Origin of the sequence: Cupriavidus sp. DL-D2 (genome assembly GCF_039710735.1) — a bacterium.
Classification (GTDB): domain Bacteria; phylum Pseudomonadota; class Gammaproteobacteria; order Burkholderiales; family Burkholderiaceae; genus Cupriavidus.
In genome coordinates this window covers 1-23,690 of the sequence record NZ_JBDKXK010000086.1, presented here as the reverse complement: position 1 = coordinate 23,690, position 23,690 = coordinate 1, and the positions used below count along the sequence as shown (strand labels likewise).

22 protein-coding genes are annotated in these 23,690 nt (G+C 64.7%); 15 read left to right on the top strand and 7 right to left on the bottom strand.

The annotated features are described in order from the left end of the window. Window positions 1-147 precede the first annotated feature (147 nt). Together ABDB81_RS28090 and ABDB81_RS28085 are read right to left on the bottom strand one after the other, a co-directional pair. Complete coding sequence (locus ABDB81_RS28090) at window positions 148-1,743, bottom strand: EAL domain-containing protein (RefSeq protein WP_160474539.1); 1,596 nt, start codon at window positions 1,741-1,743, stop codon at window positions 148-150. Window positions 1,744-1,839: 96 nt separating this feature from the next. Then, window positions 1,840-2,199 carry a hypothetical protein gene (locus ABDB81_RS28085; RefSeq protein ID WP_346814171.1) on the bottom strand — a complete coding sequence of 120 codons (360 nt, stop codon included), beginning with the start codon at window positions 2,197-2,199 and terminating at the stop codon, window positions 1,840-1,842. A gap of 302 nt (window positions 2,200-2,501) precedes the next feature. Between ABDB81_RS28085 and ABDB81_RS28080 the strand changes: the two genes are divergently transcribed. The 4 genes from ABDB81_RS28080 (at window position 2,502) to ABDB81_RS28065 (ending at window position 6,061) form a co-directional block, all read left to right on the top strand. Next, complete coding sequence (locus tag ABDB81_RS28080) at window positions 2,502-3,662, top strand: cytochrome P450 (protein WP_346814170.1); 1,161 nt, start codon at window positions 2,502-2,504, stop codon at window positions 3,660-3,662. 45 nt (window positions 3,663-3,707) lie between these two features. After that, complete coding sequence (locus ABDB81_RS28075) at window positions 3,708-4,064, top strand: antibiotic biosynthesis monooxygenase (protein ID WP_346814169.1); 357 nt, start codon at window positions 3,708-3,710, stop codon at window positions 4,062-4,064. A gap of 18 nt (window positions 4,065-4,082) precedes the next feature. Continuing rightward, window positions 4,083-4,838 carry a sulfite exporter TauE/SafE family protein gene (locus tag ABDB81_RS28070; protein ID WP_137926367.1) on the top strand — a complete coding sequence of 252 codons (756 nt, stop codon included), beginning with the start codon at window positions 4,083-4,085 and terminating at the stop codon, window positions 4,836-4,838. Between the two features lie 95 nt (window positions 4,839-4,933). Beyond that, complete coding sequence (locus tag ABDB81_RS28065; RefSeq protein WP_346814168.1) at window positions 4,934-6,061, top strand: PHB depolymerase family esterase; 1,128 nt, start codon at window positions 4,934-4,936, stop codon at window positions 6,059-6,061. Window position 6,062: 1 nt separating this feature from the next. Here the strand turns inward: ABDB81_RS28065 and ABDB81_RS28060 are convergent, their stop codons facing one another. Further along, on the bottom strand, window positions 6,063-6,383 hold the full coding sequence (locus ABDB81_RS28060; protein WP_346814167.1) for a 2Fe-2S iron-sulfur cluster-binding protein: 321 nt from the start codon (window positions 6,381-6,383) through the stop codon (window positions 6,063-6,065). Beyond that, window positions 6,380-6,985 carry a YigZ family protein gene (locus ABDB81_RS28055; protein ID WP_137926408.1) on the bottom strand — a complete coding sequence of 202 codons (606 nt, stop codon included), beginning with the start codon at window positions 6,983-6,985 and terminating at the stop codon, window positions 6,380-6,382. Before ABDB81_RS28055 ends, ABDB81_RS28060 begins: the two co-directional genes overlap by 4 nt. Before the next feature lie 149 nt (window positions 6,986-7,134). Here ABDB81_RS28055 and ABDB81_RS28050 point away from each other — a divergent pair, with 149 nt between their 5' ends. Next, window positions 7,135-7,770, top strand: a complete 636-nt coding sequence (locus tag ABDB81_RS28050; protein WP_346814166.1) for a DUF938 domain-containing protein — start codon at window positions 7,135-7,137, stop codon at window positions 7,768-7,770. On the opposite strand, the gene ABDB81_RS28045 is transcribed toward ABDB81_RS28050, so the two are convergent. Beyond that, window positions 7,767-8,531 carry a sulfite exporter TauE/SafE family protein gene (locus ABDB81_RS28045; RefSeq protein WP_137926373.1) on the bottom strand — a complete coding sequence of 255 codons (765 nt, stop codon included), beginning with the start codon at window positions 8,529-8,531 and terminating at the stop codon, window positions 7,767-7,769. The two genes, ABDB81_RS28050 and ABDB81_RS28045, sit on opposite strands and share 4 nt — an antisense overlap. Window positions 8,532-8,782: 251 nt before the next feature. Between ABDB81_RS28045 and ABDB81_RS28040 the strand changes: the two genes are divergently transcribed. From ABDB81_RS28040 to ABDB81_RS28020, 5 genes are all read left to right on the top strand, one after another. Continuing rightward, window positions 8,783-9,955, top strand: coding sequence for a CaiB/BaiF CoA-transferase family protein (locus ABDB81_RS28040; RefSeq protein ID WP_160474546.1), 1,173 nt, complete (start codon window positions 8,783-8,785; stop codon window positions 9,953-9,955). Window positions 9,956-9,964: 9 nt separating this feature from the next. Further along, entirely contained in the window at window positions 9,965-10,819 is an 855-nt protein-coding gene (locus ABDB81_RS28035) for a CoA ester lyase (protein WP_346814165.1), read from the top strand. A 372-nt stretch (window positions 10,820-11,191) separates the two neighbouring features. Next, window positions 11,192-12,475 carry a TolC family protein gene (locus ABDB81_RS28030; protein ID WP_137926409.1) on the top strand — a complete coding sequence of 428 codons (1,284 nt, stop codon included), beginning with the start codon at window positions 11,192-11,194 and terminating at the stop codon, window positions 12,473-12,475. After that, window positions 12,459-13,673, top strand: a complete 1,215-nt coding sequence (locus ABDB81_RS28025; protein WP_346814164.1) for an efflux RND transporter periplasmic adaptor subunit — start codon at window positions 12,459-12,461, stop codon at window positions 13,671-13,673. The genes ABDB81_RS28030 and ABDB81_RS28025 overlap by 17 nt, the downstream gene beginning before the upstream one ends. A gap of 18 nt (window positions 13,674-13,691) precedes the next feature. Then, window positions 13,692-16,814 carry a CusA/CzcA family heavy metal efflux RND transporter gene (locus ABDB81_RS28020; protein ID WP_160474549.1) on the top strand — a complete coding sequence of 1,041 codons (3,123 nt, stop codon included), beginning with the start codon at window positions 13,692-13,694 and terminating at the stop codon, window positions 16,812-16,814. A 1-nt stretch (window position 16,815) separates the two neighbouring features. Here the strand turns inward: ABDB81_RS28020 and ABDB81_RS28015 are convergent, their stop codons facing one another. After that, the gene (locus ABDB81_RS28015) at window positions 16,816-17,010 is read right to left on the bottom strand and encodes a hypothetical protein (protein WP_137926378.1); all 195 of its coding nucleotides are present in this window, start codon (window positions 17,008-17,010) and stop codon (window positions 16,816-16,818) included. Window positions 17,011-17,331: 321 nt separating this feature from the next. On the opposite strand from ABDB81_RS28015, the gene ABDB81_RS28010 reads away from it, so the two are divergent. Continuing rightward, a complete protein-coding gene (locus ABDB81_RS28010; RefSeq protein ID WP_346814163.1) occupies window positions 17,332-19,461 on the top strand; it encodes a TonB-dependent siderophore receptor in 2,130 nt (709 codons plus the stop codon). A 24-nt stretch (window positions 19,462-19,485) separates the two neighbouring features. Here the strand turns inward: ABDB81_RS28010 and ABDB81_RS28005 are convergent, their stop codons facing one another. Further along, window positions 19,486-19,842 (bottom strand): DUF883 family protein, encoded by a 357-nt coding sequence (locus ABDB81_RS28005; protein ID WP_137926380.1) that lies wholly within the window; start codon window positions 19,840-19,842, stop codon window positions 19,486-19,488. 209 nt (window positions 19,843-20,051) lie between these two features. On the opposite strand from ABDB81_RS28005, the gene bluB reads away from it, so the two are divergent. The 4 genes from bluB to ABDB81_RS27985 all read left to right on the top strand — a co-directional run bounded on the left by bluB (window position 20,052) and on the right by ABDB81_RS27985 (window position 23,504). After that, window positions 20,052-20,717, top strand: coding sequence for a 5,6-dimethylbenzimidazole synthase (bluB, locus tag ABDB81_RS28000; RefSeq protein ID WP_137926381.1), 666 nt, complete (start codon window positions 20,052-20,054; stop codon window positions 20,715-20,717). A gap of 53 nt (window positions 20,718-20,770) precedes the next feature. Then, entirely contained in the window at window positions 20,771-22,111 is a 1,341-nt protein-coding gene (locus ABDB81_RS27995) for a DUF2314 domain-containing protein (RefSeq protein WP_346814162.1), read from the top strand. A 9-nt stretch (window positions 22,112-22,120) separates the two neighbouring features. Then, complete coding sequence (locus ABDB81_RS27990) at window positions 22,121-22,483, top strand: hypothetical protein (protein ID WP_346814161.1); 363 nt, start codon at window positions 22,121-22,123, stop codon at window positions 22,481-22,483. 160 nt (window positions 22,484-22,643) lie between these two features. Continuing rightward, window positions 22,644-23,504, top strand: coding sequence for a hypothetical protein (locus tag ABDB81_RS27985; RefSeq protein ID WP_346814160.1), 861 nt, complete (start codon window positions 22,644-22,646; stop codon window positions 23,502-23,504). Window positions 23,505-23,690: the final 186 nt, after the last annotated feature.

Genomic DNA, 23,690 nt, shown 5'->3' with positions numbered 1-23,690 from the left:
TGACTGCCCACGGCACCGGTACTGTCCCCGATTTGGTGCCATGCCAATCAGGCCGCTTGACGTGTGCCATGGGTCCGGATTGGAACCGGCGAGTATAAGGCCGAAGTGTGAAAACGGAACCGCGGAGATGGACTGTGCTTGTGCGGATCAGTCCGCGGTGACTTCCCTGCCGGCCTCCTGCCGCCCGCGCCGGCGGAAGAAATCGATGAAGTCCGCCACAGGCATGGGTCGGCCAAAAAGCCAGCCCTGCCCATACTGCACGCCGCGCTGTTGCAGAACCGCACACTGCGTCTCGGTCTCGATGCCTTCGGCCACCATGCGGATATCCAGCGCCCGCGCCATCTCGATGATGTGCGGGCCGACGCCGCGCGTGGGGCCGTCGGTGGTCATCGACTCCACGAACGCGCGGTCGATCTTGAGGCCGTCTACATCCAGATCCTGCAGGTAGGCCAGGCTCGAATAGCCGGTGCCGAAGTCGTCGATCCATGTCGGATGCCCGGCGCGGCGGAACGCGGCGATGGCCTCGCGGCAGGCCGCGTCGTTGGCAAAGCCCCGCTCGGTGACCTCGATCCAGAGTTGCTGCGCGCGGATGCCCTTGCGCTGCAGCGCTGCCGTGAGGAAGGGCAGCGTATCGGCCCGGCGGAAATCCTCGGGGGACAGGTTGATCGAGATATGCAGGCTGCGATCCGCGGCCAGCTGCGCGCCCAGATCCGCGAGCACGGCCTCGACCATGCAGCGGGTGATGGCGTGGACGGTGCCCGTCGCTTCCGCCATGGGAATGAAGTTGTCGGGCATCGCGATCTGTCCGTCGGGCAGGCGCCAGCGCACAAGCGCCTCGGCGCCGATGCAGTGACCGGACTGCAACGCCATCACGGGCTGGTAGACCGCAAAGAATTCCTTGCGCCGGATGCCCCCCCGCAGCGCATGTTCCGGGCTGCTCAGGCGCCGGCCCCAGCGCAGCATCAGCCAGGTGGCCAGCGCGCTCACTCCAAGCGCCAAAGGTACGCTGGCATAGAGGAGTCGCGCCCAGGTCTCGTTCAGTTCGACGGACGGCTCGTAGGCCACCACGGCGAATGGCAGGCTGCGCGAGGCCTTGACGTCGAGGTATCGTCCCTCCTGAACCTGCCCGTCGAGTTGCCGGGACCAGGCCCGCTGCAACGTGGCCTGTTCGGTATCGCTCCACGCCGCCACGACGTTGCCCGTGCCGGTGTCGATCATGCCAAGGCGGATGTGCGCGTCGAGCGGAACGATGTCGATGAAGAACTGGGCGTCGACCACCGCCACGTGCCGGCCCACGCGGAACTGAATGGTGGGCTGCGTCAGCGCTGCCCCGGCGGGACGGTAGCTGGTGCCGAGTTCGGGTAGCGGGGTCCATGGCCGCGACTGGTCTTCGATACCGCGCAGGGCGCCAGGGAGCGACGACGACGCGCAGAGGAAGCGCCCGTCATCGAGGTACGTGATTTGCCGGACGTAGCGATGCTGGAGGTCTGACGCGCGCATGGCGTCGAGATGGGCGGCGCTGCACGTGTGGCCTGTGAATGCATCGGCCGATTGCGCGGCGGCGATGGCATCGCGCGCCACGGCTTCCACACGCTGGAGCGCCCGTTCGGTGAACTGGTCCACACGCTGCCGGAACATCTGCTCGGCAAACGCATGCGATAACCACGTGGTAAGGGCCACCGGCCCGCAGATCCCGAGCGCGACCACACAGAACATGAAGAACCAGAGGCGAAGCCTGCTCATGAGCGTCCGGGCCGGGGGAAATGCGTGGCAGGATACCAGACCCGATTCTCTGCACAGTCTGATATGGCTCATGCGGGAATCAGGTTCCCGTGTTCCTTATTTTGTCGGCTTGCCTCGCAGCGCCTTGCTGGCGCCGATGTCCACCAGATGTTGCTTCCATGCTGAAAACACCGTATCGAGGCACGCCGCCGTATCGCACTTGTCGCGCCGCGCCCGAAAGCCGTCGATATCGGCCTGTGAGATCACGCCAGCCTGCAGCAGGCGCTGCTGGTCGTTGTAGATGCGCTGATAGCCCATCGAGAAGAGCGCGTGTTCGCAGATGATGCGGCTGGCGGGTGTGGCCGGTGCATCGCAGGCGATGTCGTTGGCGTGTGCCACGGCGGAAAACGCCAGGAGCGCGGCGAAAAGGGTGGCAGTACGGGTGACGGAAAGCGCGGCCTTGGAATCGAGGATCACGGGGAGTGCGCGGCGGTGGCCAGGTCTTGGGGGAAGCGCGTGATCATAGCGCAGGCCCCCTTTCCATTGCGCAGCAAAAAAAAAGAGCGCCCGCCGGGGAGAGCGGGCGCAACGGAGGGAGGATGGTCCTCACGAAGAGGTGACTTGATAGTAGGTCCGGCGCGTCCCGCCCGCTATTACGCGATGGTATGCCCACTCCAATCTTTCGGATGGCATGGCCCACGCGGCGGTATGCGGCAGCGCCCGAATACATTCGATATTTCATGACATGCCGAAGCATTGGGCGGGCCGATGCTGGGATCATGGGTGCATTCTTCATCGACGCCCCGCCCATGCTGCCCGCCGATCCCATTGCCGCTGTTACCCATGCCGATCCCTATCCGTATTACCGGCAGCTCGCGCAGTCACGGCCATTCCACTTCGATCCCGCGCTGAAACTCTGGGTGGCCGCCAGTGCCGCCGCCGTGGCCGAGGTGCTCGGCCATTCCGATGCCCGGGTACGGCCGGTTGGCCAGGCGGTGCCACCTGCACTGGCCGGGGCAGCGGCTGGCGAACTGTTCGGCAGGCTGATCCGGATGAACGATGGGCCCGCGCATGCCGCGCTCAAGGGCATCGTGATGGCACGGCTGATGCGGCTCGACCTCGATCGCGTGCATGTGAGGACGCAGCAACTGGCGGCTGCCTTGCCGCGCGCCACGTCGGACGATGCGCACGAAGCCATGCGCTGGATGTTCACGCTGCCGGTGCTCGCTGTGGCGGACACGCTGGGACTCCCGCTGCATCACGACGAGGACGGCCACGTATCCACGCGGATGGCGGGGTTCGTGGCGACCTATGCGGCAGCCATGTCGCCACTCGCCTCCGCAGCCGATGTGGAAGCCGGCAACGTGGCCGCGCAATGGCTGACCCGGAACGTCGAGCAGTGCGCAGATGCGGCGCCCCACGATGGTCTGCTCGCCGCGTTGCGCCAGGACGCCGCGCTGGCCGACATCGCGCCGCCGAAGTGGATCGCCAATGCCGTTGGCCTGATGATCCAGGCGTGCGAAGCCACGGCGGGGTTGGTCGGCAACACGCTGGTGGCGCTCGGGCGCGAGCCTACATCCGCGCGCGACAATATCAATGCGCGCGTCGCCCGAGTTGCTCACGACGATCCCCCAGTGCAGAACACGCGCCGTTTCATGGCAGCCGATGCCATCATTGGCGGCCAACCGCTGCGCACCGGCGACACCATACTGGTGCTGCTGGCCGCCGCAGCGCATGATCCCGATGGCGCTGGACCTGCCGAGGATCGGCCATGGACATTCGGCACCGGTCGCCACGGCTGCCCCGGCGCTGCGCTGGCCCAGATGCTGGCTGCGTCTACGGTTCAGGCGCTGCTGGACCGGGGCGTGCGGCCCGAACGGCTATTGCCTGGCTTGCGTTATCGTCCCTCGGTCAACGCGCGGATTCCGCAGTTCCAGTGACGACTACGCATACCCATAACCATACCTATAACGAAGGAGCCCCCGATGATTGCCGTGATCTTTGAAGTCGAGCCCGCACCGGGCCGGCAGGATGCCTATCTCGATATCGCCGCTCATCTGAAACCGACGCTGGAGGCCATCGACGGATTTATTTCCGTTGAACGTTTCCAGAGCCTGACCACGCCGGGCAAGCTGCTCTCGCTGTCGTTCTTCCGCGACGAGGCAGCGGTGATGACATGGCGCAACACGCTCGATCATCGCCAGGCGCAGGCTGCCGGGCGCGGCGGCGTCTTCGCCGGTTATCGGCTGCGCGTGGCACAGGTGCTGCGCGACTACGGCCTGAACGAGCGTGACGAAGCGCCGGCCGACAGCCGGGCTGCCCACGACGCGCACGAACACTGATACAGGGAGCCGATTCGCATGACCATGCTGCAAGCGAGCCACGAGATCGCCTTTATCGGGCTGACCTTCCTGCTGGCCGGATTCGTCAAAGGCGTGGTGGGTCTCGGCCTGCCCACGGTAGCGGTGGGGCTGCTCGGGCTGGTCATGCCGCCGGCCCAGGCTGCCGCGCTGCTGGTGGCGCCTTCGATGGTGACCAACGTCGTGCAGTTGTTCAGCGGGCCACGCTTTGGCCAACTTGTCCGGCGGCTGTGGCCGTTGCTGGTGACGATCTGCGTCGGCACCTGGGTTTGCGCGGCCCTGGTGCCCGCCAAGCTGATGGCGCATGCGACCAACGCACTGGGCGTGGCGTTAATCGCCTACGGGGTGCTCGGACTGGCGGCGGTCAAGCTGACGGTGCCGCCGCGTGCCGAGCGCTGGATGGGGCCGCTGGCCGGGCTGGTGACCGGCGCCATCACGGCCGTGACCGGGGTGTTCGTGATTCCCGCCGTGCCCTATCTGCAGGGTTTGGGGCTCGACAAGGAAAGCATGGTGCAGGCGCTGGGGCTGTCCTTCACGGTTTCGACGATTGCCCTGGCTGTGAGCCTGGCGCTGGGCGGCGCATTGCTGCATACGCCGGTGCTGGGCGCGTCGGCGCTGGCGCTGGTACCCGCGTTGGGCGGCATGTTCCTCGGCCAGTGGCTGCGGCACCGGATCAGTGCCGAACGGTTCCGCAAGCTGTTTTTCTGTGGCTTGCTGCTGCTCGGTGCCGAACTGGCCCTGCGCGGCGCGTTCTGACACCGGCGTCCGCGAGAAGCTGACACAATTGCCCGCCATACTCGTGCATCATCGCAACGGATGTGTGACAGCACGAAACGAAAGGGCTGATCGGCATGAAGCGGCGCACCGGTGGCATGAAGTTGTGGACGACGTTGAGCAAGCAGGCGACACGCGGTGCGCGCCAGCTTCAGCGCACCATGGCGCGCACGGTGACCGATCCGATGATGCGGGCCGCGCAGAAGCAAAGCCAGTCGGTCAGCAAGGCCGTGGGCGAGGCGGTCGGCAAGGCAGCCCGGCAGGCGCTGACCGGCGTGGTGACGCCTGCCCGGGCACCGGTCAGCCGTGGCGGCGGGGCCTGGGAGGAAGGACAGTGGGGCTTCGGCCTCGGCATTGGGCGCCTGGCACAACGCCGCTACCGCGTGTTCGTGCCGCCCGGCGTCACCGTGGCCCGGCCCGCACCGCTGCTCGTGCTGCTGCACGGCTGCGGCCAGGATGCGGCCAGCTTTGCCGCCTGCACGCGCGTGGCGACCGTTGCCCGCGATGCGCGCTGGGTGGTGTTGATGCCCGAACAGTCGTCGCACGCCAATCACCAGCGTTGCTGGAACTGGTTCCGACCCACGGTGCGCGGCGCCTCCGAAACCGCGCTGCTGATGGCGATGATCGACCACGTTATCCGACGCTATCCCGTCGTAGCGGATCGCGTCTGCGCATTCGGTCTCTCGGCGGGTGGCGCCATGGCAACGATGCTGGGACTGAACCACCCCGACCGCTTTGCCGCCATCGGCTCCCACTCGGGCGCCGCGCCCTACAGCGCATTGAACGCGACGCAGGCCGGCAAGGCCATGCGCGGCGAACGCGGTCCCGACCTCCTCGCGGCGAAGGTGGCACTGGCCGGCCGCCGCGCGCCGCCGTTGCTGCTATTGCATGGCGACGAAGACAACGTGGTCACCTACGACAACGCCGCGGCCACGGCTGCCATGTGGCTGGAACTGACACCCGCTGGAATGCCAAAGCCCGAGGCACAGCCCGCCAGGCGCGTGCGGCGTGGCACGCGGCGCGCGGTGGATGTATTCGACTGGCAGGCAGGGGAGAGACCGTACCTGAGGCTGGTCCGGGTGGAGGGCTTGCGCCACGCGTGGAGCGGCGGCACGCCGGGGCAGGCGTTCTCGGACCTGTCCGGCCCCGATGCCCTGAAAATCGCGCTGCGTTTTTTTTCGGTCAGCGGCCAACATCCCGCGTGATTCAACGCGTGCCGACGGGCTCGAATGTGACGTCGCTCGTGGGACACGCCACGCACGGCAGGATGTAGCCGTCTTCCTTCTCGTCGAGGCTCAGGCCCGGCCATTCGATCCGATACCGGACGCTGCCCGCGTGGAGCTTGCTCAGGCAGGCGCGGCATGTGCCATTGCGGCAGGAGTTGGGCAGCGGCAATCCTTCGAGCAACGCCGCTTCGAGCAGGCTGAGGGACGCCGGCGCTGCAAACCGGGTGTTGGCGGGCAGCAGGTGGGCGATGTATTCGCAGTCGTCCACGCCATCGTGTGCGATTTCCTTTGCTGCGCTCATGCCTCGGCATCCGGAAATGCCGCGCGTCCATGCGTGGCATCGCGTAGCGTTGCGATGGCGGATTCGCGCATAGTGACCGGCAGCCGGATAACGAGCTTCGCCAGCGCGCCGTATTCCGTATCGATCAGCGAGCAATTGTCCGCAGCGGCCTGATCGATCCAGCGGCGCACGCGCGGCTCGTCGGCATAGTCCACCAGCACGGCCAGCGTGGCAAACGCGATGCGCTCGACGCGCGGCGCATCCTTGAGCGCACCGGCGATGGCATCGGTGTAGGCCCGCACCAATCCACCTGCACCCAGCTTGACCCCACCGTAGTAGCGCACCACGGCAGCGAGCACGCCGTCGAGGTCGTGATGACGCAGCACTTCGAGAATCGGCCGCCCGGCGGTGCCCGAGGGCTCGCCGTCGTCGGACATGCCCGACTGTCCACCCGCCAGCAGCGCCCAGCAGACATGCGTGGCGGTGGGGTGGGTGGTGCGCAGGTCATGGATCACGGCCATGGCCGCATCGCGATCGGGAACCGGCACGGCCAGCGCGATGAAGCGGCTCTTGCGGATCTCGATCTCGGCGTGAACCGGGGCGGCAAGCGTGTAGGTGGGCAAGGTCTGTAAACAGGCAGGCAACAGGCAGACGGCGAGTGTAGCGCAGCCGCGCGGTGGCTGACGCCGCAGAGACCCAGGTGCTGCTAACCTGTGGCCTGTGCGCCGTCGTCATCCGGACGCATCGCGAGACCGACCCCCAAGGAGAATGCATGACCCAGCCCGCCGCAGACCTCAACGCGCGCCGCATGGCGCCCGCCACCGACCGCAACCGCGAGGCCATCCTGGCCGTATTGCGCGAGGCATTGCCGGCTTCGGGCACGGTGCTGGAGATCGCCAGCGGCACGGGACAGCACGCGGTGCATTTCGCCAAGGCGCTGCCGACGTTGACCTGGCAGCCCAGCGACCCCGATGCCACGCACCGCGAATCCATCGCCGCGTGGACCGCCCACGCACAACTGCAGAACGTGCCCACGCCGCTGGACATCGACGTCCGCCGCGAACCATGGGCCGCACCGGGCGTCATCGATCGCGTGGACGCCATCGTCTGCATCAACATGATCCACATCGCCCCCTGGGCCGCCGCCGAAGCACTGTTCGCCGGCGCCGGCAAGCGACTCGCACCGGGCGGCGTGCTCTACCTCTATGGTCCGTATCGGCGGCACGACGCCCACACCGCACCGACCAACGAAGCATTCGACCGCCAGCTACGCCTTGCCGATGCAGAGTGGGGTGTGCGGGATATGGAAGCCGTCGTCGCGCTTGGCGCGGCACAAGGGCTGACTTGCGATGAACCGGTGGCGATGCCGGCGAATAACTTTAGTCTGGTGTTTCGGCGGCCGAACTAACCCCGCACCAGCATCACCACCGCCGTCGCAATCAGACACACCGCAAACGCGGCGCGCAGGCGGCGTTCGGGCATGCGGTGGGCGAGGGCGACGCCCCAGGAAATGGTCAGCATGCCGCCGAGCGAAAGCGGAATGCCTGCGTACCAGTCCACATGTCCGGCTTGGGCATAGGTGAACAGCGCCACGACTGCGCCTGGGGTCACCAATGCGAGGGCGAGTCCCTGTGCCGCGGCCTGTCGCATGCCGAACAGGCCGACGAGCGCGGGCGCGGCCACGACGCCGCCGCCGACGCTGAAGAATCCCGAGAACGCGCCGCCGACCACGCCGACCGCTGGAATCCACGCGGTGGAGACACGCGCCTGTTGTTGCGTGACGGATTTGCCGGGCAGCAGGCGCCAGAGAAAGTAGATCGCCATGCCGATCATGAACAGCGCGAAGATGCGGCGCAGCAGTACGGCGTCCATCGACGTGGCGACCTTGGCGGAGAGATAGGTGGCGAGGACGGCGGAGAGGCCAAGGATCAGCGCGGTCTTCAGTTCGATATCGGCGCGCTTGCGGTATTGCCAGAAGCCGATCAGCACATTCGGCGCGATCATGACCAGCGAGGTGCCCTGCGCCAGTTGCTGGTCCATGCCGAACAGCAGGCCCAGCGCCGGAATCGCGATCAGTCCGCCGCCGATGCCGAACAGGCCTCCCACGCCGCCGAGCAGCCCTCCGAGTCCGAAGATGAGCAGGGCGGAGAGCAGCGAATGGTCAGGCATCGTGAATCGGCGGGTTGAACGTGGGGGCGGGGGGCGCAGCCAAGCCTGCGATGATACGCGGACATCGGGCAGACATTCGGGAAACTACCGATGTGGTGTCGGTCGCGGGGCGCACGGGTGATGAGGTGTCATTCGGAGGGGCAGGCTATCGAATCCGTTTATGCCCCCTTTCGCAAAGCCAAGTTCACAGGGCCGGCACTGGCGGGTAGATTGGCGGCATCGTGAAAGCTCACAACGCCCCGCATACCGCCATGTCCAGACCGCTCGAAGGCATTACCGTACTCTCGCTCGAACAGGCCATTGCCGCGCCGTTCTGCACGCGCCAACTGGCCGATCTGGGCGCGCGCGTCATCAAGATCGAGCGTCCCGGCCCGGGAGATTTTGCGCGTGCCTACGATGGCCGCGTGCGCGGGATGTCGTCGCACTTTGTCTGGACCAACCGTTCCAAGGAGAGCCTGACGCTGGACGTGAAGGCGCCCGATGCCGCACCGGTGCTGGCCGCGCTGCTGGAGACCACCGACGTGCTGGTGCAGAACCTGGCGCCCGGTGCGTCGGCCCGGCTGGGGTTGGACTATGACACGCTGTCGAAACGCTATCCGCGCCTGATCGTCTGCGATATCTCGGGATATGGCGCCGATGGCCCCTATCGGGACAAGAAGGCCTATGACCTGCTGGTGCAGAGCGAATCGGGCTTCGTGTCGGTGACCGGCACGCCGGAAGAGGGCGTCAAGGCCGGTGCCTCCGTGGCGGATATCGCCGCCGGCATGTATGCCTATAGCAACATCCTCGCGGCGCTGATCGAGCGGGGGCAGACCGGCCGGGGCAAGTGCATCGACGTGTCGATGCTCGAATCGATGGTCGAGTGGATGAATTTTCCGATGTACTACGCGTTCGACGGCGCCGAGCCGCCACCGCGCGCCGGGGCGGCGCACGCCACGATCTATCCCTATGGCCCGTTCCCGACCGGCGACGGCAAGACCGTGATGCTGGGTTTGCAGAACGAGCGCGAATGGGCGATGTTCTGCAAGGTGGTGCTGCAGGAACCCGAACTGGCCACGCATGCGCCGTTTGCCACCAACAGCCTGCGTAGCGCCAACCGTGCGCAGTTGCGCGCACGGATCGTCGAGGCGTTCAGTCGATTGACTGCAGCCGAGGTGGTGGAACGCCTGGAGGCGGCGAGCATCGCCAATGCCAACGTCAACACCATGGCCGACGTCTGGAATCATCCGCAACTGGCGGCGCGCAATCGCTGGCGCCAGATCGAGACACCGGTAGGCAGCGTACCCGCCTTGTTGCCGCCCGGCCTGACCGATGCCCGCATGGACGCGGTGCCGGCAGTCGGCCAGCATACCGATGCCCTGCTGGCCGAGATTGGCTACAGCGCCGAGCAGATCGCGCGCCTGCATACCGATGGCGTGGTCTGAGGACGCGCGATGACTTCCACGAAAAAAGCAGCGCGCGTGCCCCGCAGCTATCTGTTCGTCCCCGCATCGCGCCCAGAGCGCATTGGCAAGGCCATTGCGGCGGGCGCCGATGCCGTGATCGTCGACCTGGAAGACGCCGTGGCGCCCGATGCCAAGGCCACTGCGCGCGATGGCCTGACGGCGCCCTGGCAACCGTTGCAGGCACAGGCCGACGCCGCAGGCGTGGCGTTGCTGCTGCGTGTGAATGGTGCCGATACCGCGTATTTTGCGGACGATCTCGATTTTTGCGCGATGCAACATGTGCAGGCCATCGTCCTGCCCAAGGCAGACGCGGTTTCGCTGGCCGCGCTCCGCAAGACGCTGCCGGACATTCCTTGCCACGCCCTGCTAGAGAGTGCGGCAGGGTTTGCGGACCTCCACGAAGTAGCTCGCGCCCCCGGCGTCACGCGGCTGCTGTTTGGCAGCATCGACCTGATGTTCGACCTCGATGTGGCCGATGACGATCTGCCGCTGCACGCATTCCGCAGTGCGCTGGTGATGCATTCGAGGGCGGCCGGCCTGCCGGCGCCTGTCGATGGGGTGTGCACGGCCATTGGCGACGCGCAGGCGCTGGCGGCGGATACCGCGCGCGGCCGGCGTTTCGGCTTTGGCGCCAAGCTGCTGATTCATCCCAACCAGATCGAAGGGGTCCACGCGGGGCTGGCGCCGAGCGCCGAGGAACTGGCCTGGGCGAAGCGGGTGGTGCAGCAGGCTGCCGCGTCGAACGGTGCCGCGATTGCGGTGGACGGGAAGATGGTGGACCGCCCCGTGCTCGATCGCGCGCAACGCATCGTGGCCGCAGCGGAAACCGCTCGCATGCTTTGAATCCTGCAAAAAGTGGCGCGGCAAGCCTTTGGCGACGGCAGGGCCCGCGCCGCCAATCGGTGTTTTCCCTGACCGGACGGTTCGCAGAAATTGCGGTGGCTTGCGTGAATATGTAAGCCATTTGAAATCACGTTGGGATCAAATGCGCGTGGGAGATCGTGCGCATCCGCCTTCGGGCAGGCCGCGTGTCCCGGGCGGCCAGAATCATAAAAAGTCTCATGCCCGGTGCACCGTTCGGTTGGCACGGTCGTTTACTGCAGACCGCTAGCGAATCGAGCCTGATTGATCGTGCATTTTTCTGTTGTTTCCAAAGCTGCCGCGGTAACGCTGCTTGCCCTGGCGGCCAGCGCGGGCCACGCGGCCAGCGAGCCAATGCCGCCGGATGGCCCTTGTGTGCCGCCGCCCGCCAAGGCCGCCCTGACACTCTCGCAGGCTCGTCTCGATGCCCTGCGCTGCAACCGCGACATCATTGCCGCGCGCCGTAGCGAAGAGGCCAGTCAGGCCGATATCCAGATTGCCTCGCAACGACCGAACCCGGTGCTGAGCCTGGGTGTGGCGAACATCAACCCGCATCTGGGCGTGGGGGCTGGCAACTGGCGCAGCAAGACCGTGGACTCCACGGTGCGCGTGGATCAGGTCATCGAAACCGCCAACAAGGGCAATCTGCGTACCGACGCGGCGCGCAAGGCCAGTGTTGCTGCGGGCGAGCAGACCCAGGCCATCGTGGCCCAGCAGCTCGGCAGCGTGGATCAGGCGTGGTACGAGGCGCTGGTCAGCCAGACGCGCGTGGAAGTGCTGACCGAAATGGTTGGCCTCTACGGACGGACGCAGCAGGCCAACGAAACGCGGCTCAAGTCGGGCGACGTATCGCGCGCCGATGTGACCAAGCTCCAGCTTGAAACGTTGCGCGCGCAGAGCGACCTGCGCAACGCGCTGGCCGATCACGCCAGTGACAAGGCCGCACTGGCCGCCGCCATGGGCGTGCCCGGCACGCTGATGGACAACCGCCTCGTGGCGGACTGGCCGGCGCCGGACGCGCCCGTGCCGCCGGTCGATCCCGAAGTGCTCCAGCGCCGGCCCGATGTGACCGCCGCCGAAGCGCGGCTGGCGGCTGCGGCATCGCAGCGCGACCTCGCCCGTGCGGGCCGGGTGCCTGATGTGACCGTAGGCGTTCAGTACGAGCACTATCCGATTTCCGAAGCCAATACCACGGGCAGCGGCAACAGCTACGGCGCGTTCGTGTCGATCCCGCTGTTCGTGCGCCATAGCTATGGTGGCGAGGCACGCCGCGCGGAAGTCGACTACTACGCGGCACTCGACGACCGCAACCGCATCCTGCTCGAAGCACAGAACGACATCGGCCGGCTGCGTGCCCAGCTCGAAGCGGCCCGCGCGTCGCTGCAGCAGATGCGCGAATCCGTACTGCCCGCTGCCGAAAGCGTGGCCAATAGTGCCGAGTTTGCCTATACCAAGGGCGCCAGCGGCGTGCTGGATCTGCTCGACGCGCGCCGCGCGTTGCGTCAGACCCGGGTGGATGCACTCGAGGCGCAAGGCAACTATGCCAAGGCCCTTTCGGCCTATCTCACGGCGCTGCAAGCTACCAGTTCCGATCTCAACAAGCTTCCCCAGGTTCGTACCGATGCGTCGCGCCCTTGATATGCGTATTTCCAGCGATTTCCGTCTGACTCGTATCGCTGCGGTACGAATGGCCGCCGTGGTGGCGTTGTGCACGCTTGCCCTGACGGGCTGCGGCAAGAAGGAAGCCCCCGAGAACGATGACGATCCGAAGATCTCGGGCCAGACGATTTCCTACCCGGCCAGCGTGAAGACGCTCGCCGGCATCGTAGGCCAGCCTGTGCAGAGCGGCGGTGACCGCATGCTGCAGATGCCAGGGCGTCTGGTCTGGAACGAGGACAAGACGGTGCGCGTGGCCACGCCGTTCACGGGCCGCGTGATGGAAATCCTCGTGCAGCCCGGCGCCACGGTGAAAGCCAACCAGCCGCTGGCAATGCTGACCTCGCCGGACTTCGGTCTCGCGCAAGCCGATGCACGCAAGGCCGCCGCCGACAGTGCCGTGGCGTCGAAGTCGCTGGCCCGCCAGCGCGAACTCTACGACGCCGGCATCATCTCGCAGAAGGATTTCGAACAGGCGCAGGCCGACAGCGCGCGCGCTTCGGCCGATACGCAGCGCACGCAGGCCGCGCTGCGCATGTACGGTGCGGGCGGCGACGCGGTGAACCAGCGCTTTGCGCTGCGCAGCCCCATCGACGGCCTGGTGGTGGAACGCAATATCAATCCGGGCATGGAAGTGCGCCCCGACCAGCAACCCACCGCACCGCTGTTCCTGATCACCGATCCCACCACGCTGTGGGCGCAACTCGACGCCGCCGAAGCCGATCTCGGCCTGTTCAAGCCGGGTATCGAGGTGCAACTGGCGAGTGCCGCGTATCCCGGCGAAACGTTCAAGGGCACCGTGGTCAAGATCGCCGACTATGTGGACCCGGCCTCGCGCAGTGTGAAGGTGCGACTGTCGGTGCCCAATGCCGACCGCAGGCTGAAAGCCGAGATGTACGTGACGGCCAAGGTGCAGGCCGCGTCGTTCCAGGGGATCTCGGTGCCGGCAAAGGCCATCTTCCTGGCGGACAACAAAAATTACGTGTTCGTGCGCAAGTCTGCTGCACCGATCGTGTTCGAGCGTCGCGAAGTCAAGCTGGGCGTGACCATGCCGGGCACCTCCGAAGTGGTGTCGGGGCTGTCTGCCGGCGATGTGGTGATCACCGACGGCAACCTGTATCTGCAGGACATCCTGCGCGACGCCACGGCCGTGAACAACGCGCGTGCGTCGGCGAAGTAAGGCGGGGACGACAGATACATGATTTCCCGAATCGTTCATTTCTCGCTGCACCAGAAGCTGTTCGTCTGGCTCGGCCTCATTATTTTCGTCGCCGGCGGCCTTGCCGCCTTCAAGAACCTGCCAATCGAGGCGTTTCCCGATGTGTCGGACATCCAGGTCAACGTGATCACGTTGTACCCAGGCCGCGCCGCGGAGGAAGTGGAACGTCAGGTCACGATTCCCATCGAAACGGCGCTGGCCGGTACGCCGAATTCCGTGCGCGTGTTCTCGCACACGCAGTTCGGCCTGTCGTTCATGATGGTGACGTTCAACGACAAGGCCACGGACGTGACCGCGCGCCAGCAGATCATCGAGCGCCTGCGCGCCGTTGACCTGCCCGATGGCGTGCAGCCCGAACTGGCGCCGCTCTCTACGGCCATCGGCGAAATCTTCCGCTTCCGTCTGGCCGGCAAGGGCTATACGCCGCAGGAACTGCGCACGCTGCAGGACTGGGTCGTGGAGAAGAACCTGCGTCAGGTGCCGGGTGTGGCGGACGTGGTGACCATCGGCGGATCGGTGCGCCAGTACGAGGTGAATCCCAACCTTGGCCGCATGCGCGACGCCAAGATCTCGATGGCGCAACTGTTCACGGCGTTGCAGCGCGGCAACTCGAATGCGGGCGGCGGTGCCGTCACGTATGGCCGCCAGCAATATCTGCTGCGTTCGCTGGGCAGTTTCCGTACTTCGGCGGATATCGCCAACGTAGTGGTGGCCGAGAACAACGGCACGCCGATTCTGGTGAAGGACATTGCCGAGGTGCGCGTAGGTGCTGCGCCGCCGCAGGGGTTGATGGGCCAGGATGACGAGGACAATATCGTGTCCGGCATCGTGGTGATGCGCAAGGGCGAGAACCCGTCGGTGGTGCTGGAGGCGCTCAAGCAGAAGATCGAACTGCTCGACTCGCAGATCCTGCCCAAGGGCGTGAAGATCGTGCCGTACTACGACCGCTCCACGCTGATCGACAAGACGCTGCACACGGTATTCGGCAACTTGGTGGAAGGTGCCCTGCTGGTGATGGCCGTGCTGTACCTGTTCCTGGCGAACGTGCGCGCGGCGGCCATCGTGGCGCTGGTGATTCCGCTGTCGCTGCTGTCGACGTTCATCGGCCTGACGTGGGTTGGCATTCCCGCCAACCTGCTGTCGCTCGGCGCGATGGACTTCGGCATCATCGTCGACGGCGCGGTGATCGTCGTCGAGAACATCTTCAAGCGTCTGGGCGAACTGAAGGAACAGCAGATCAAGGACAGCCGTGCGCGCCTCGATGCCATCCTGCAGGCCACGACCGAAGTGGGGCGTCCTACCGTGTTCTCGATGGTGATCATCATCGCGGCGCACATTCCGATCTTCACGCTGCAGCGCCACGAGGGCAAGATCTTCGCGCCGATGGCCTACACGGTGACGGGCGCGCTGATCGGCTCGCTGATCCTGTCGCTGACCGTGGTGCCGCTGCTGTGCCACCTGCTGCTGAAGAAGAACATCGCGCACGAGGACAACTTCGTGGTGCGTCACTGCAAGCGGCTCTACGAGCCGATGCTGCGCTGGGCGCTCGACAACAAGAAGAAGGTGGTTGGTGTCGCGCTGGGCCTGCTGGTGGCCACGGTGGGTGTGGGCAAGTTCCTCGGCAGCGAATTCCTGCCCGAACTCGACGAGGGTTCGATGTGGGTCAGCTTCGACCTGCCGGCCTCGGTCTCCCTGACCGAAGCCCGCGAGCAGGCGCGCATGCTGCGTACCGTGATCCGCAAGACGCCCGAGGTGAACACCACGATCTCGAAGGTGGGCCGCCCGGACGATGGCACCGATCCCAAGCTGATCAACACCGTAGAAATCCTGGTGGACCTGAAGGGCGAGAAGCAGTGGCGCGATGGGTTCACCAAGCGCCGCATCATCGAGGAAATCAATCACAACCTGCGACAGTTGCCGGGCATCGAGCCGAACTTCTCGCAGCCGGTGCGCGACAACATTCTGGAGAGCATCTCGCAGATCAAGGGCCAGATCGTGATCAAGGTGCAGAGCGACAGCCTGGAACACAACAAGGCAGTGGCCGACCAGATCCTGGCCAACGTGCAGTCCGTGAAGGGCGTGATGCGCGCCTTCATCGACCGTGACGGGGAACTGCCGCAGTACGTGCTGGAATTCGATCGTGCCCAGGCCGCCCGTTATGGCATCAACGTGGCCGATGTGCAGGACCTGATGGAGAGCGCACTGGCCGGCAAGGCTGCCACCGAATTGTGGGAGGGCGAGAAGCACTTCAGTGTAGTGATCCGCCTGAAGCCGAACGAGCGCGAACTGCCGAACCTGCCGAACATCTTCATGCAGACCGCCGAAGGCGCGCAGGTGCCGTTGTCGCAACTGGTGACGTTCCGCACGGCGTCTGGTGCCATGAACATCAGCCGCGAGAACGGCCAGCGCACCACGTCGATCGGCATCTTCATCCACGACCGCGACATGGGTAGCGTGGTGAAAGACATGCAGGCGCTGGTGAAGAAGAACGTCAATGCCGAGGATGTGAAGATCAGCTGGTCGGGCGAGTTCGAGAATCAGGAACGCGCCATGGCACGTCTGTCGATCGTGGTGCCGCTGTCGGTGCTGGTGATCTTCCTGCTGCTGTTCAATGCGTTCCAGTCGTTCAAGAGCGCGGCGCTGATCATCTCGAACATTCCGTTCGCGCTGATCGGTGGCGTGTTCGCGCTGTTCCTGACGGGTATTCCGCTGTCGGTGTCGGCGGCCATCGGCTTTATCGCGTTGTTCGGGCAGGCCGTGCTGAACGGCGTGGTGATGGTGACGTACTTCAATCAGCTACGCGGTGAAGGGCTGTCCGTGCGGCAGGCCGTGCTGACCGGTTCGATGGATCGCCTGCGCACCGTGCTGATGACCGCGATGCTCGCCATGCTGGGTCTGTTCCCGATGGCCGTCTCGCGTGCGATTGGTTCGGAAACACAGCGCCCGCTGGCCATCGTCATCATCGGCGGCCTGATCACGGCCACGATGCTGACGCTGATCGTGTTGCCTACGCTCTACGAGTGGATGGTGGGCCGTAACTGGCCCGACGAGGAAGCGGAACCGGAAAACGGCAACCGCCTGTCGGATTCCGTGGCGGGTTGATTCAACGCACCAGCGCCGGGATGCGCAAGCCGCCCGGCGCGATGGCTTGCGCAGCCAGCGTGCAAACCGCCAGCGTGCCGGTGAGCAGGCCCAGCGCCGACGAGGTCTGCGCATGCGAGGAGAACCCGGCCGCGAATGCGTAGGCGGCCATCTTCAGATGGTGGGCGTCACGGTGGCTGTGTTGGGGGCGGGTCATGGCTCGCTGCCTTGCTAACGGTTAGTTGGGTTCAATTGGTTTGAAGGGTGGTGGCCAGGGCTTCGGCGTGGCTGTTGCCTTTCGTCCTCTGCTGCGCTGTCCGTGTGCAGCACTATACCGACGGGCTCCCCGCCCAAAGTCGGCTATCGGTGTCATAGTCATTCAAATTTATTAAACGCCCGGTGCGCTGAGATCGCGCGGCGGGCTTGTATCGATAAAGCGACAAACAGACACGGGTGACTGCAAATAGAAATAATTCTCAATTAGTATGCGGCCCTTCCTCCTCCTGACTGCGGGTTTTCCCGCATCCTGCCGCATTCGATGTCTTTCCGCCGCCGTCCTCTCGCTATTGCAGCCCGCACGCTGGTTGCCGCTTCATTCACGCTGCCCGTCGTGCCTGTCATGGCCGCCGAGGAGCCAGTAGCCGATAACGTGACTTCGCTGCCCGCCGTCACGGTCAAGGCCGCCACCGATCCGTATGTCGATGTCGGTTTCGCTACGCGCCGTCCGGCCGGCGTCACCAAGTCCAACGAGGCGGTGGCCGACACACCGCAGTCAATCACCGTGATCACGCGCGACCTGATGGACAGCCAGCAGTCGCAGAACCTGAGTGACGTGCTGCAGAACTCGGCGGGGGTATCGACCAATACCTACGGCCGTCGCGGATGGGACGACTTCATCATCCGCGGCCAGCGGGCGTCGGAATCGCTGTTCGCGGATGGCCTGCTCGTCGACACGAACAACCGCGTGGCGCAGGAAGTGTTCGGCATGGAGCGCGTCGAAGTCTTCAAGGGCCCGGCCTCGGTGCTGTTCGGCGCGGTGCAGCCGGGTGGCCTGGTCAACATGGTGACCAAGCGGCCGCGTCCGGAATTGTTCGGCGAGTTGGGCCTGACCGTGGGCAACTATGGACTCCGGCAGGTCACCGCCGACGTGGGCACGCCGCTCAAGCCCGACAGCAAGGCGGCCTTCCGCCTGACCGCGCTGGCCATGGATAGCGACGATCCCACTGACTACGTGTGGTATCGCAACCGCTATGTGGCGCCGTCGCTGACGCTGGACTTTGGCGAGCGTACGGATTTCACGATTCTCGCCAGCCACAACGAGCGCCACTATATTCGCCAGCAGGGCCTGCCGGTCAATGGCACGCTGGTGTCGAACATCAACGGCGTGGTGCCGAACTCGCGCTTCATCGGCGAGCCGAATGCCACGCCGTATGACGGCGAGCAGAACCGGATTGGATACGCGCTGACGCACCGCTTCGATTCGGGCTGGGCGGTCAACCAGAACCTGCGTTACCAGACGTCGTCGCTGACGGGGATGTTCGTCACGGCGGGTGCAATGGCGGTAAACAGCCAGACGATGGCGCGCAGCGGCACGCAGCAAAGCTTCAAGGGCGATAGCTTTGGCGTGGACACCAACGTGCAGAAGACGTTCGCATTCGCCAGCCATCAGCACAGCCTGACGTTTGGTATCGACTATCGGCATACGAACGAGGATCGTCTGCAGAAGACGTGCCGCGTGGGAGCGTTGAACGTGTACAACCCGGTGTATGGTGCGGCGATCAACTGCCCGACCAACTTCAGCACCGATTCCAACGACACGCTCAACGCCGTCGGCCTCTATGCGCGCGACCAGGTCCGCGTGGCCGATCGCTGGACGCTGACCGGCGGCCTGCGCTACGAATCGGCGCGCACCGCATCGCGCAACCATCTGACCAACTCACGCGTCGATACCGATGACAACGCGGTCTCCGGCAGTGCCGCAGTCATGTATGACCTCACGCACTGGGCGCGACCCTATGTGAGCTTCGCCACGTCCTTCCTGCCCAATGCGGGCACCGACGTGAGCGGCAACTCGTTCAAGCCCGAGAAAGGCCGGCAGTACGAAGTGGGTGTGAAATTCGACACACCGGGCAAGGCTGGGCTCGTGACGCTGGCAGCGTTCGACCTGACTCGCCGCAATGTGCTGAGCAGCGATCCGATCAACACAGGGTTCAGCGTCGCCGTGGGCGAACAGCGCAGCCGGGGTTTCGAGTTCGAGGTGATGCAGGACTTTGGCAATGGCATTAGCGTGACCGGTGCCTATGCGTATATCGCGAGCGAAGTCACGGACGATACGACTGCTGCGAACGTCGGCAAGTCACTGAACGCCGTGCCGCGCCACAGCTTCTCGGTGTGGAGTCAGTACCGTTTCCGCGGTGCACTGGCCGGCTGGTTCGTCGGCGCCGGTGTGCGGGGCGAGAGCGCCACGCGCGGCTACAGCTTCAACTACACGGTGCCGGGATATGCCGTGGCCGACCTCGGTTTCGGCTATACCGCCCGGCACTGGCGTGCAGCGTTCAACGTCAAGAACGTGTTCGACAAGGCTTACTACGCGGGCGGGCTGAACAACAATGTGCTGCCTGTGGGCAACCCGCGCGTAGCGATGCTCAATGTCGTGCTGAACTACTAAGCGCGTTCAGCGGTCAGTCGTCGTTCAGTCGTGATAGCCGCGACTGGACGGCCGGCAGAGCAGGGCGCCAAGCAGGAAGCCGATGCCGAGCGCCATGCCGACGGCACGCACCGGCTGCTGGTGGACGTATTCCGTCACGCACTCCTGTCCGCGTGCGTAGCTATCGGTCACCGACGACTTGATCGACGCCAGCTTGTCCGAGCCTTGCGATGCCTTGGTCAGGAACGTCTGCTTGGCGGACTCGATGGCGTCGCCCGTCAGGTTGGGCAGCTTGGCCAGCAGGTCGTCCAGGTCCTGTGCCAGCTGCCGGGAGTCGGCCCGCAAGCGTTGCTGCGGGTCCGACGGATTGATGTCATTGGGATCGTACGGATCGTTGGGCATGGGACCTCCACTGTGGTCAGGTTGAATCCACCCCCTGCGCACGTTCCGTACCAGCGCGCGCTGCAAGTCCGCGCGGGCGCCTTCACGCTGGCGCGACGTTGCGCACGCCAAAAACTTACCGGTGCTTGTAACTTTGACCCGCAAGCGCACGCATGGTCACTGGCGCACTACCTGTGCTACAACGACATGCCTCCGCTACCTGCTCAACCATGGAAACCACCGGGTCCGCCACTCTGATCGGCGACATTGAACGCGATGCCATCTACCGCGTGATTGCGTTGCGGCGCGACTGCCGTCACTTCACACCCGGGCCGCGGCTTCCCGACGCGCAGTTGGAGCGGCTTCTGCATGCCGCGAACCAGGCACCCTCGGTGGGCCTGATGCAACCGTGGCGCTTCATGCGCCTGAGCACGCCGGAATGGCGTACACGCCTCGCCCCGCTCGTGGAGGCAGAGCGGCAGGCCACGGCGCAGGCCCTTGGCGAACGCGCCGGGGAATTTCTTCGGCTCAAGGTCGAAGGCATCCGCGACTGTGCCGAACTGCTCGCCGTCATCCTCGCGCCCGACGACGGCACGGTCTTCGGCCGCCGCAGCATGCCGCGCGAAATGGCATGGGCTTCCGCCGCCTGCGCTGTGCAAAACCTCTGGCTCGCCGCCCGCGCAGAGAATCTCGGCCTCGGCTGGGTTTCGATGTTCGATCCCGATGCCCTCGCGCAAGAACTGGCTCTCCCTGACGGTGCTACACCGTTCGGGCTGCTATGCATCGGGCCGGTCCCCGCGTTCTACGACGCACCCATGCTGGAACAGGAAGGCTGGCGCCAGCGCCGTCCGCTGGGCGAGATGCTGTGGGAGCCATCGGTGCGCGACGCCGATTGAGATGGATGTTGCGTGGCCCGGCGGCCACGTCCGACCTTGAACCGAATAAAAAGATGAAACGCGTTCGCAGTATCCTCCTGCTCCTGGTCTTTTTCTTTACCAGCCAGACTTACGCCACACCGGGCCAGCCATTATCGGCACAGGGCTGGCAACGCCAGGTCGTCACGTTCTCTGTCGCCCTGTACTACCTGTCGCCGCCATCGGCAGACCCGGCCAGGGCCGCGCGATCGCTGGCCGCAGACCCAAGGTTCGCGATGCAGGTCGTGGAGAAGCCCGGCAAGGCCGCGTATGACACAGCCTTGCTGCACATCGTCGATAGTCGGAACGTCGCGCGTGATTCCGCGCCGCCTTCGCTCGAATCGCTTCGATACTTTGGACGGGGCCTGACGCGGGAGCAAGCGCAGGCACTGCAGAAGGCACCACGCGCCGTCTTCCTGACGTTCGCGCATCCGGGCAGTCAGGCCATCACCCGCTTGCGACGCGCCGAAGCGTTTGTCGCGGAACTGGCGCGGCAAGGGCAGGCAATTATCTGGGACGAGGAAACACGCGAGGCATTCACCCCCCAGGCATGGGAGTCGTCACGACTGCAGACATGGGAGGGCGATATCCCCGACGTCGCGCGCCACATCGTTTATCACGCGTACAACAATGACGGCCCGACACGCGTGATTTCTCTCGGCATGGCAAAGTTCGGTCTTCCCGATCTGGTGATCAACGATACGGTGTGGTCGTTGAATACCCCATTGGGCACCGCCATGAGCAGCGTGGGGCAGCAGTTGGTGGAAAGCGGACCGGCCAATGACAAGCGCCTGGTCGAATTCAGGATCTCGGCGTTCCGCCATTCATCGGCGCGCAAGCGTCTGAGCGAAGCCGTTCTTGCCGGTGGCAGCGGGCAAGGCAGCGTGCGCTTGATCGAAGCCCGTGCGGAAGAGGGCGACCCGGACAACACGATCGTCGCGCTGAACTTCGACACCTATCCAGGCAGCGGCACAACCGAACGCCAAACCAATTTCGTCAAGGCAGTGTTCGGCGCAAAACCCGATGAAGTGATCGGCGTGCGCCCCAACAACGCATTGCGCGAGGCAAGCGAGCGTGCGCGTCTGCAACTCCCCGCACTTCAGAAAGCGTTCCAGGGTGGCTTGTCGCCTGGTGAACTGCTGCTGGTCAAGGCGCCGTTTGCCACGACAGACGACAGACGGGAATTCATGTGGGTCGAGGTGATGGAATGGACGGGCGAGCAGATCAAGGGCATGCTGCGCAGCGATCCGCGCTTTGTTCCCAGCCTGAAAGCAGGGCAGATCGTGGATGTCCAACAGGCGGAAGTCTTCGACTATCTGCACCGCTGGCCCGATGGCCGCACCGAAGGCAACGAAACCGCGAAACTACTGAAGTAGGAGACCGCCATGACCTTCCAGGATCAACCTTCTTACATCATCCGCATGCGTGCGAGGCCAGGCGCCGGCGACAAACTGTTCGAACTAGCCACCGCCGGCATGGTGAAGTCCGGTGCCTCGGATCGATTCATCATCCTCCGCGAAGACGGGGACCCTGACGTACTTTGGAATATCGAGGTGTTCCGCTCCGAGGCGGCCAAGAGCGACTACGAAACAGCCCGCTCGCCGATGAACTCCGCGACGAAATCCTGGCGCTACTTGCCGAACCGCCGATGCGCGTGGCGGCGCATCCGTACGCGGTGGCGCCTGAGTGAATCGATCGTTAATGCCGACTACCCATTCAAAAAGCCTCCGTATATAGCAATAAATTGATTTATCAGCTTCTTGTTCTATCCGTTGCAAACATGCCGAATTGCCCGTTCCCACGCCAATGAAGTCGGCGTAAGGTGCAGCCCGCAGGCGCGGGACGTGCAAGGCCAGTTTCGAGTTCCACGCCGATTGTTCAGTCACACATGGAGCGGAGCGCGAATCGATGGCCAAGTCCAACATCCACACAAGACTGGTAGGCGTGTTCCTTTTGGCTTCGACGTTGCTGGCGGGCTGTGAAGGGCGTTTGACAGAGGCCATGAGCACTGAGACGGAAGCGCCAAGCGTTGTTCTGGCTGCCGACAAGCTTGTGGAGACGCGCATTGAACGCAAGGTAACGGAATTCGAGGATGGGCTAAAGAAATCTCCCGATCAGTATCAGAAGACCGTCTTCGAGGTCCCGCAGTCCCGCCGTGACCAGCCCTATACAATTCCTGAGTTGGTAAGCACCTATCGCGAACTCGTGCCAATCAACAGAAATCGTGTGAACGTGCATGCGCGAAGGAAGGTGTTCATTCGCTGGCTGGCGGCTCGCCATCGGTCTGCCGAGTTCCAGGAAATGGAAGCGACCGGCGCCGCGGAATTTGCAAAGCGCGAACGCTTTATCAGACTGACGAATCGCCAAGCTGTGCAGGAATATGAGGCTTACCTGATCACTAAGGTTGCGCAAAAGCTATCGGGGGATCCGGTGAGCTTCGATGACGCGTCAGTGTCGATCAGGCTGACTAACGGCATCATGGTGCGGCACGCCGAACGGAGGGAGCGATGGGAGTCCGAGACCAAGGCGCTCAGGCAGTCGATCGTTGACGCCAACGAATTGGCGACCAGATTTAGTGCAGAGCAAAACGCGGGGGTGGCATCCACAGTGGACGCCACTGCAACTGTGTCACCAACTGCACCACTCACTGCACAAGACCGCGAGCTGGCCAATGCCTGGAACGATGCTCTAGAAGACAAGGATCCGTTGCCCGAACACATCATGGCGTTTTTTGACATGCTGCTGCAACCGAAGTACGAAGTCTTTTGAGCTCGCCGACCTGCGGCCCCAAGATCGGCTGCAAGCGGTGCTAGCGTAAAAGCGTCAGATATTCCTCAACATCCGCTTTTCTGCGCACATCGCAATAAATTGATTTTGCAGTTTCTTTGATCCTTCGTCGCACATATGACGAACACCCCGTTCTCAGCACATTGAATTCAGCGTAACGTCCCGCCC

What these genes read in the sequence shown, in the direction of transcription:
- ABDB81_RS28040 (WP_160474546.1), top strand. Translation starts at nt 8,783, where the DNA reads ATGTCCAGACCGCTCGAAGGCATTACCGTACTCTCGCTCGAACAGGCC.
- ABDB81_RS28070 (WP_137926367.1), top strand. Translation starts at nt 4,083, where the DNA reads ATGACCATGCTGCAAGCGAGCCACGAGATCGCCTTTATCGGGCTGACC.
- ABDB81_RS28060 (WP_346814167.1), bottom strand. Translation starts at nt 6,383, where the DNA reads ATGAGCGCAGCAAAGGAAATCGCACACGATGGCGTGGACGACTGCGAA.
- ABDB81_RS28045 (WP_137926373.1), bottom strand. Translation starts at nt 8,531, where the DNA reads ATGCCTGACCATTCGCTGCTCTCCGCCCTGCTCATCTTCGGACTCGGA.
- ABDB81_RS28025 (WP_346814164.1), top strand. Translation starts at nt 12,459, where the DNA reads ATGCGTCGCGCCCTTGATATGCGTATTTCCAGCGATTTCCGTCTGACT.
- ABDB81_RS28005 (WP_137926380.1), bottom strand. Translation starts at nt 19,842, where the DNA reads ATGCCCAACGATCCGTACGATCCCAATGACATCAATCCGTCGGACCCG.
- ABDB81_RS28075 (WP_346814169.1), top strand. Translation starts at nt 3,708, where the DNA reads ATGATTGCCGTGATCTTTGAAGTCGAGCCCGCACCGGGCCGGCAGGAT.
- ABDB81_RS28065 (WP_346814168.1), top strand. Translation starts at nt 4,934, where the DNA reads ATGAAGCGGCGCACCGGTGGCATGAAGTTGTGGACGACGTTGAGCAAG.
- ABDB81_RS28035 (WP_346814165.1), top strand. Translation starts at nt 9,965, where the DNA reads ATGACTTCCACGAAAAAAGCAGCGCGCGTGCCCCGCAGCTATCTGTTC.
- ABDB81_RS28080 (WP_346814170.1), top strand. Translation starts at nt 2,502, where the DNA reads ATGGGTGCATTCTTCATCGACGCCCCGCCCATGCTGCCCGCCGATCCC.
- ABDB81_RS28010 (WP_346814163.1), top strand. Translation starts at nt 17,332, where the DNA reads ATGTCTTTCCGCCGCCGTCCTCTCGCTATTGCAGCCCGCACGCTGGTT.
- ABDB81_RS27995 (WP_346814162.1), top strand. Translation starts at nt 20,771, where the DNA reads ATGAAACGCGTTCGCAGTATCCTCCTGCTCCTGGTCTTTTTCTTTACC.
- ABDB81_RS27985 (WP_346814160.1), top strand. Translation starts at nt 22,644, where the DNA reads ATGGCCAAGTCCAACATCCACACAAGACTGGTAGGCGTGTTCCTTTTG.
- ABDB81_RS28090 (WP_160474539.1), bottom strand. Translation starts at nt 1,743, where the DNA reads ATGAGCAGGCTTCGCCTCTGGTTCTTCATGTTCTGTGTGGTCGCGCTC.
- ABDB81_RS28050 (WP_346814166.1), top strand. Translation starts at nt 7,135, where the DNA reads ATGACCCAGCCCGCCGCAGACCTCAACGCGCGCCGCATGGCGCCCGCC.
- ABDB81_RS28020 (WP_160474549.1), top strand. Translation starts at nt 13,692, where the DNA reads ATGATTTCCCGAATCGTTCATTTCTCGCTGCACCAGAAGCTGTTCGTC.
- ABDB81_RS28030 (WP_137926409.1), top strand. Translation starts at nt 11,192, where the DNA reads ATGCCGCCGGATGGCCCTTGTGTGCCGCCGCCCGCCAAGGCCGCCCTG.
- ABDB81_RS28015 (WP_137926378.1), bottom strand. Translation starts at nt 17,010, where the DNA reads ATGACCCGCCCCCAACACAGCCACCGTGACGCCCACCATCTGAAGATG.
- bluB (WP_137926381.1), top strand. Translation starts at nt 20,052, where the DNA reads ATGGAAACCACCGGGTCCGCCACTCTGATCGGCGACATTGAACGCGAT.
- ABDB81_RS27990 (WP_346814161.1), top strand. Translation starts at nt 22,121, where the DNA reads ATGACCTTCCAGGATCAACCTTCTTACATCATCCGCATGCGTGCGAGG.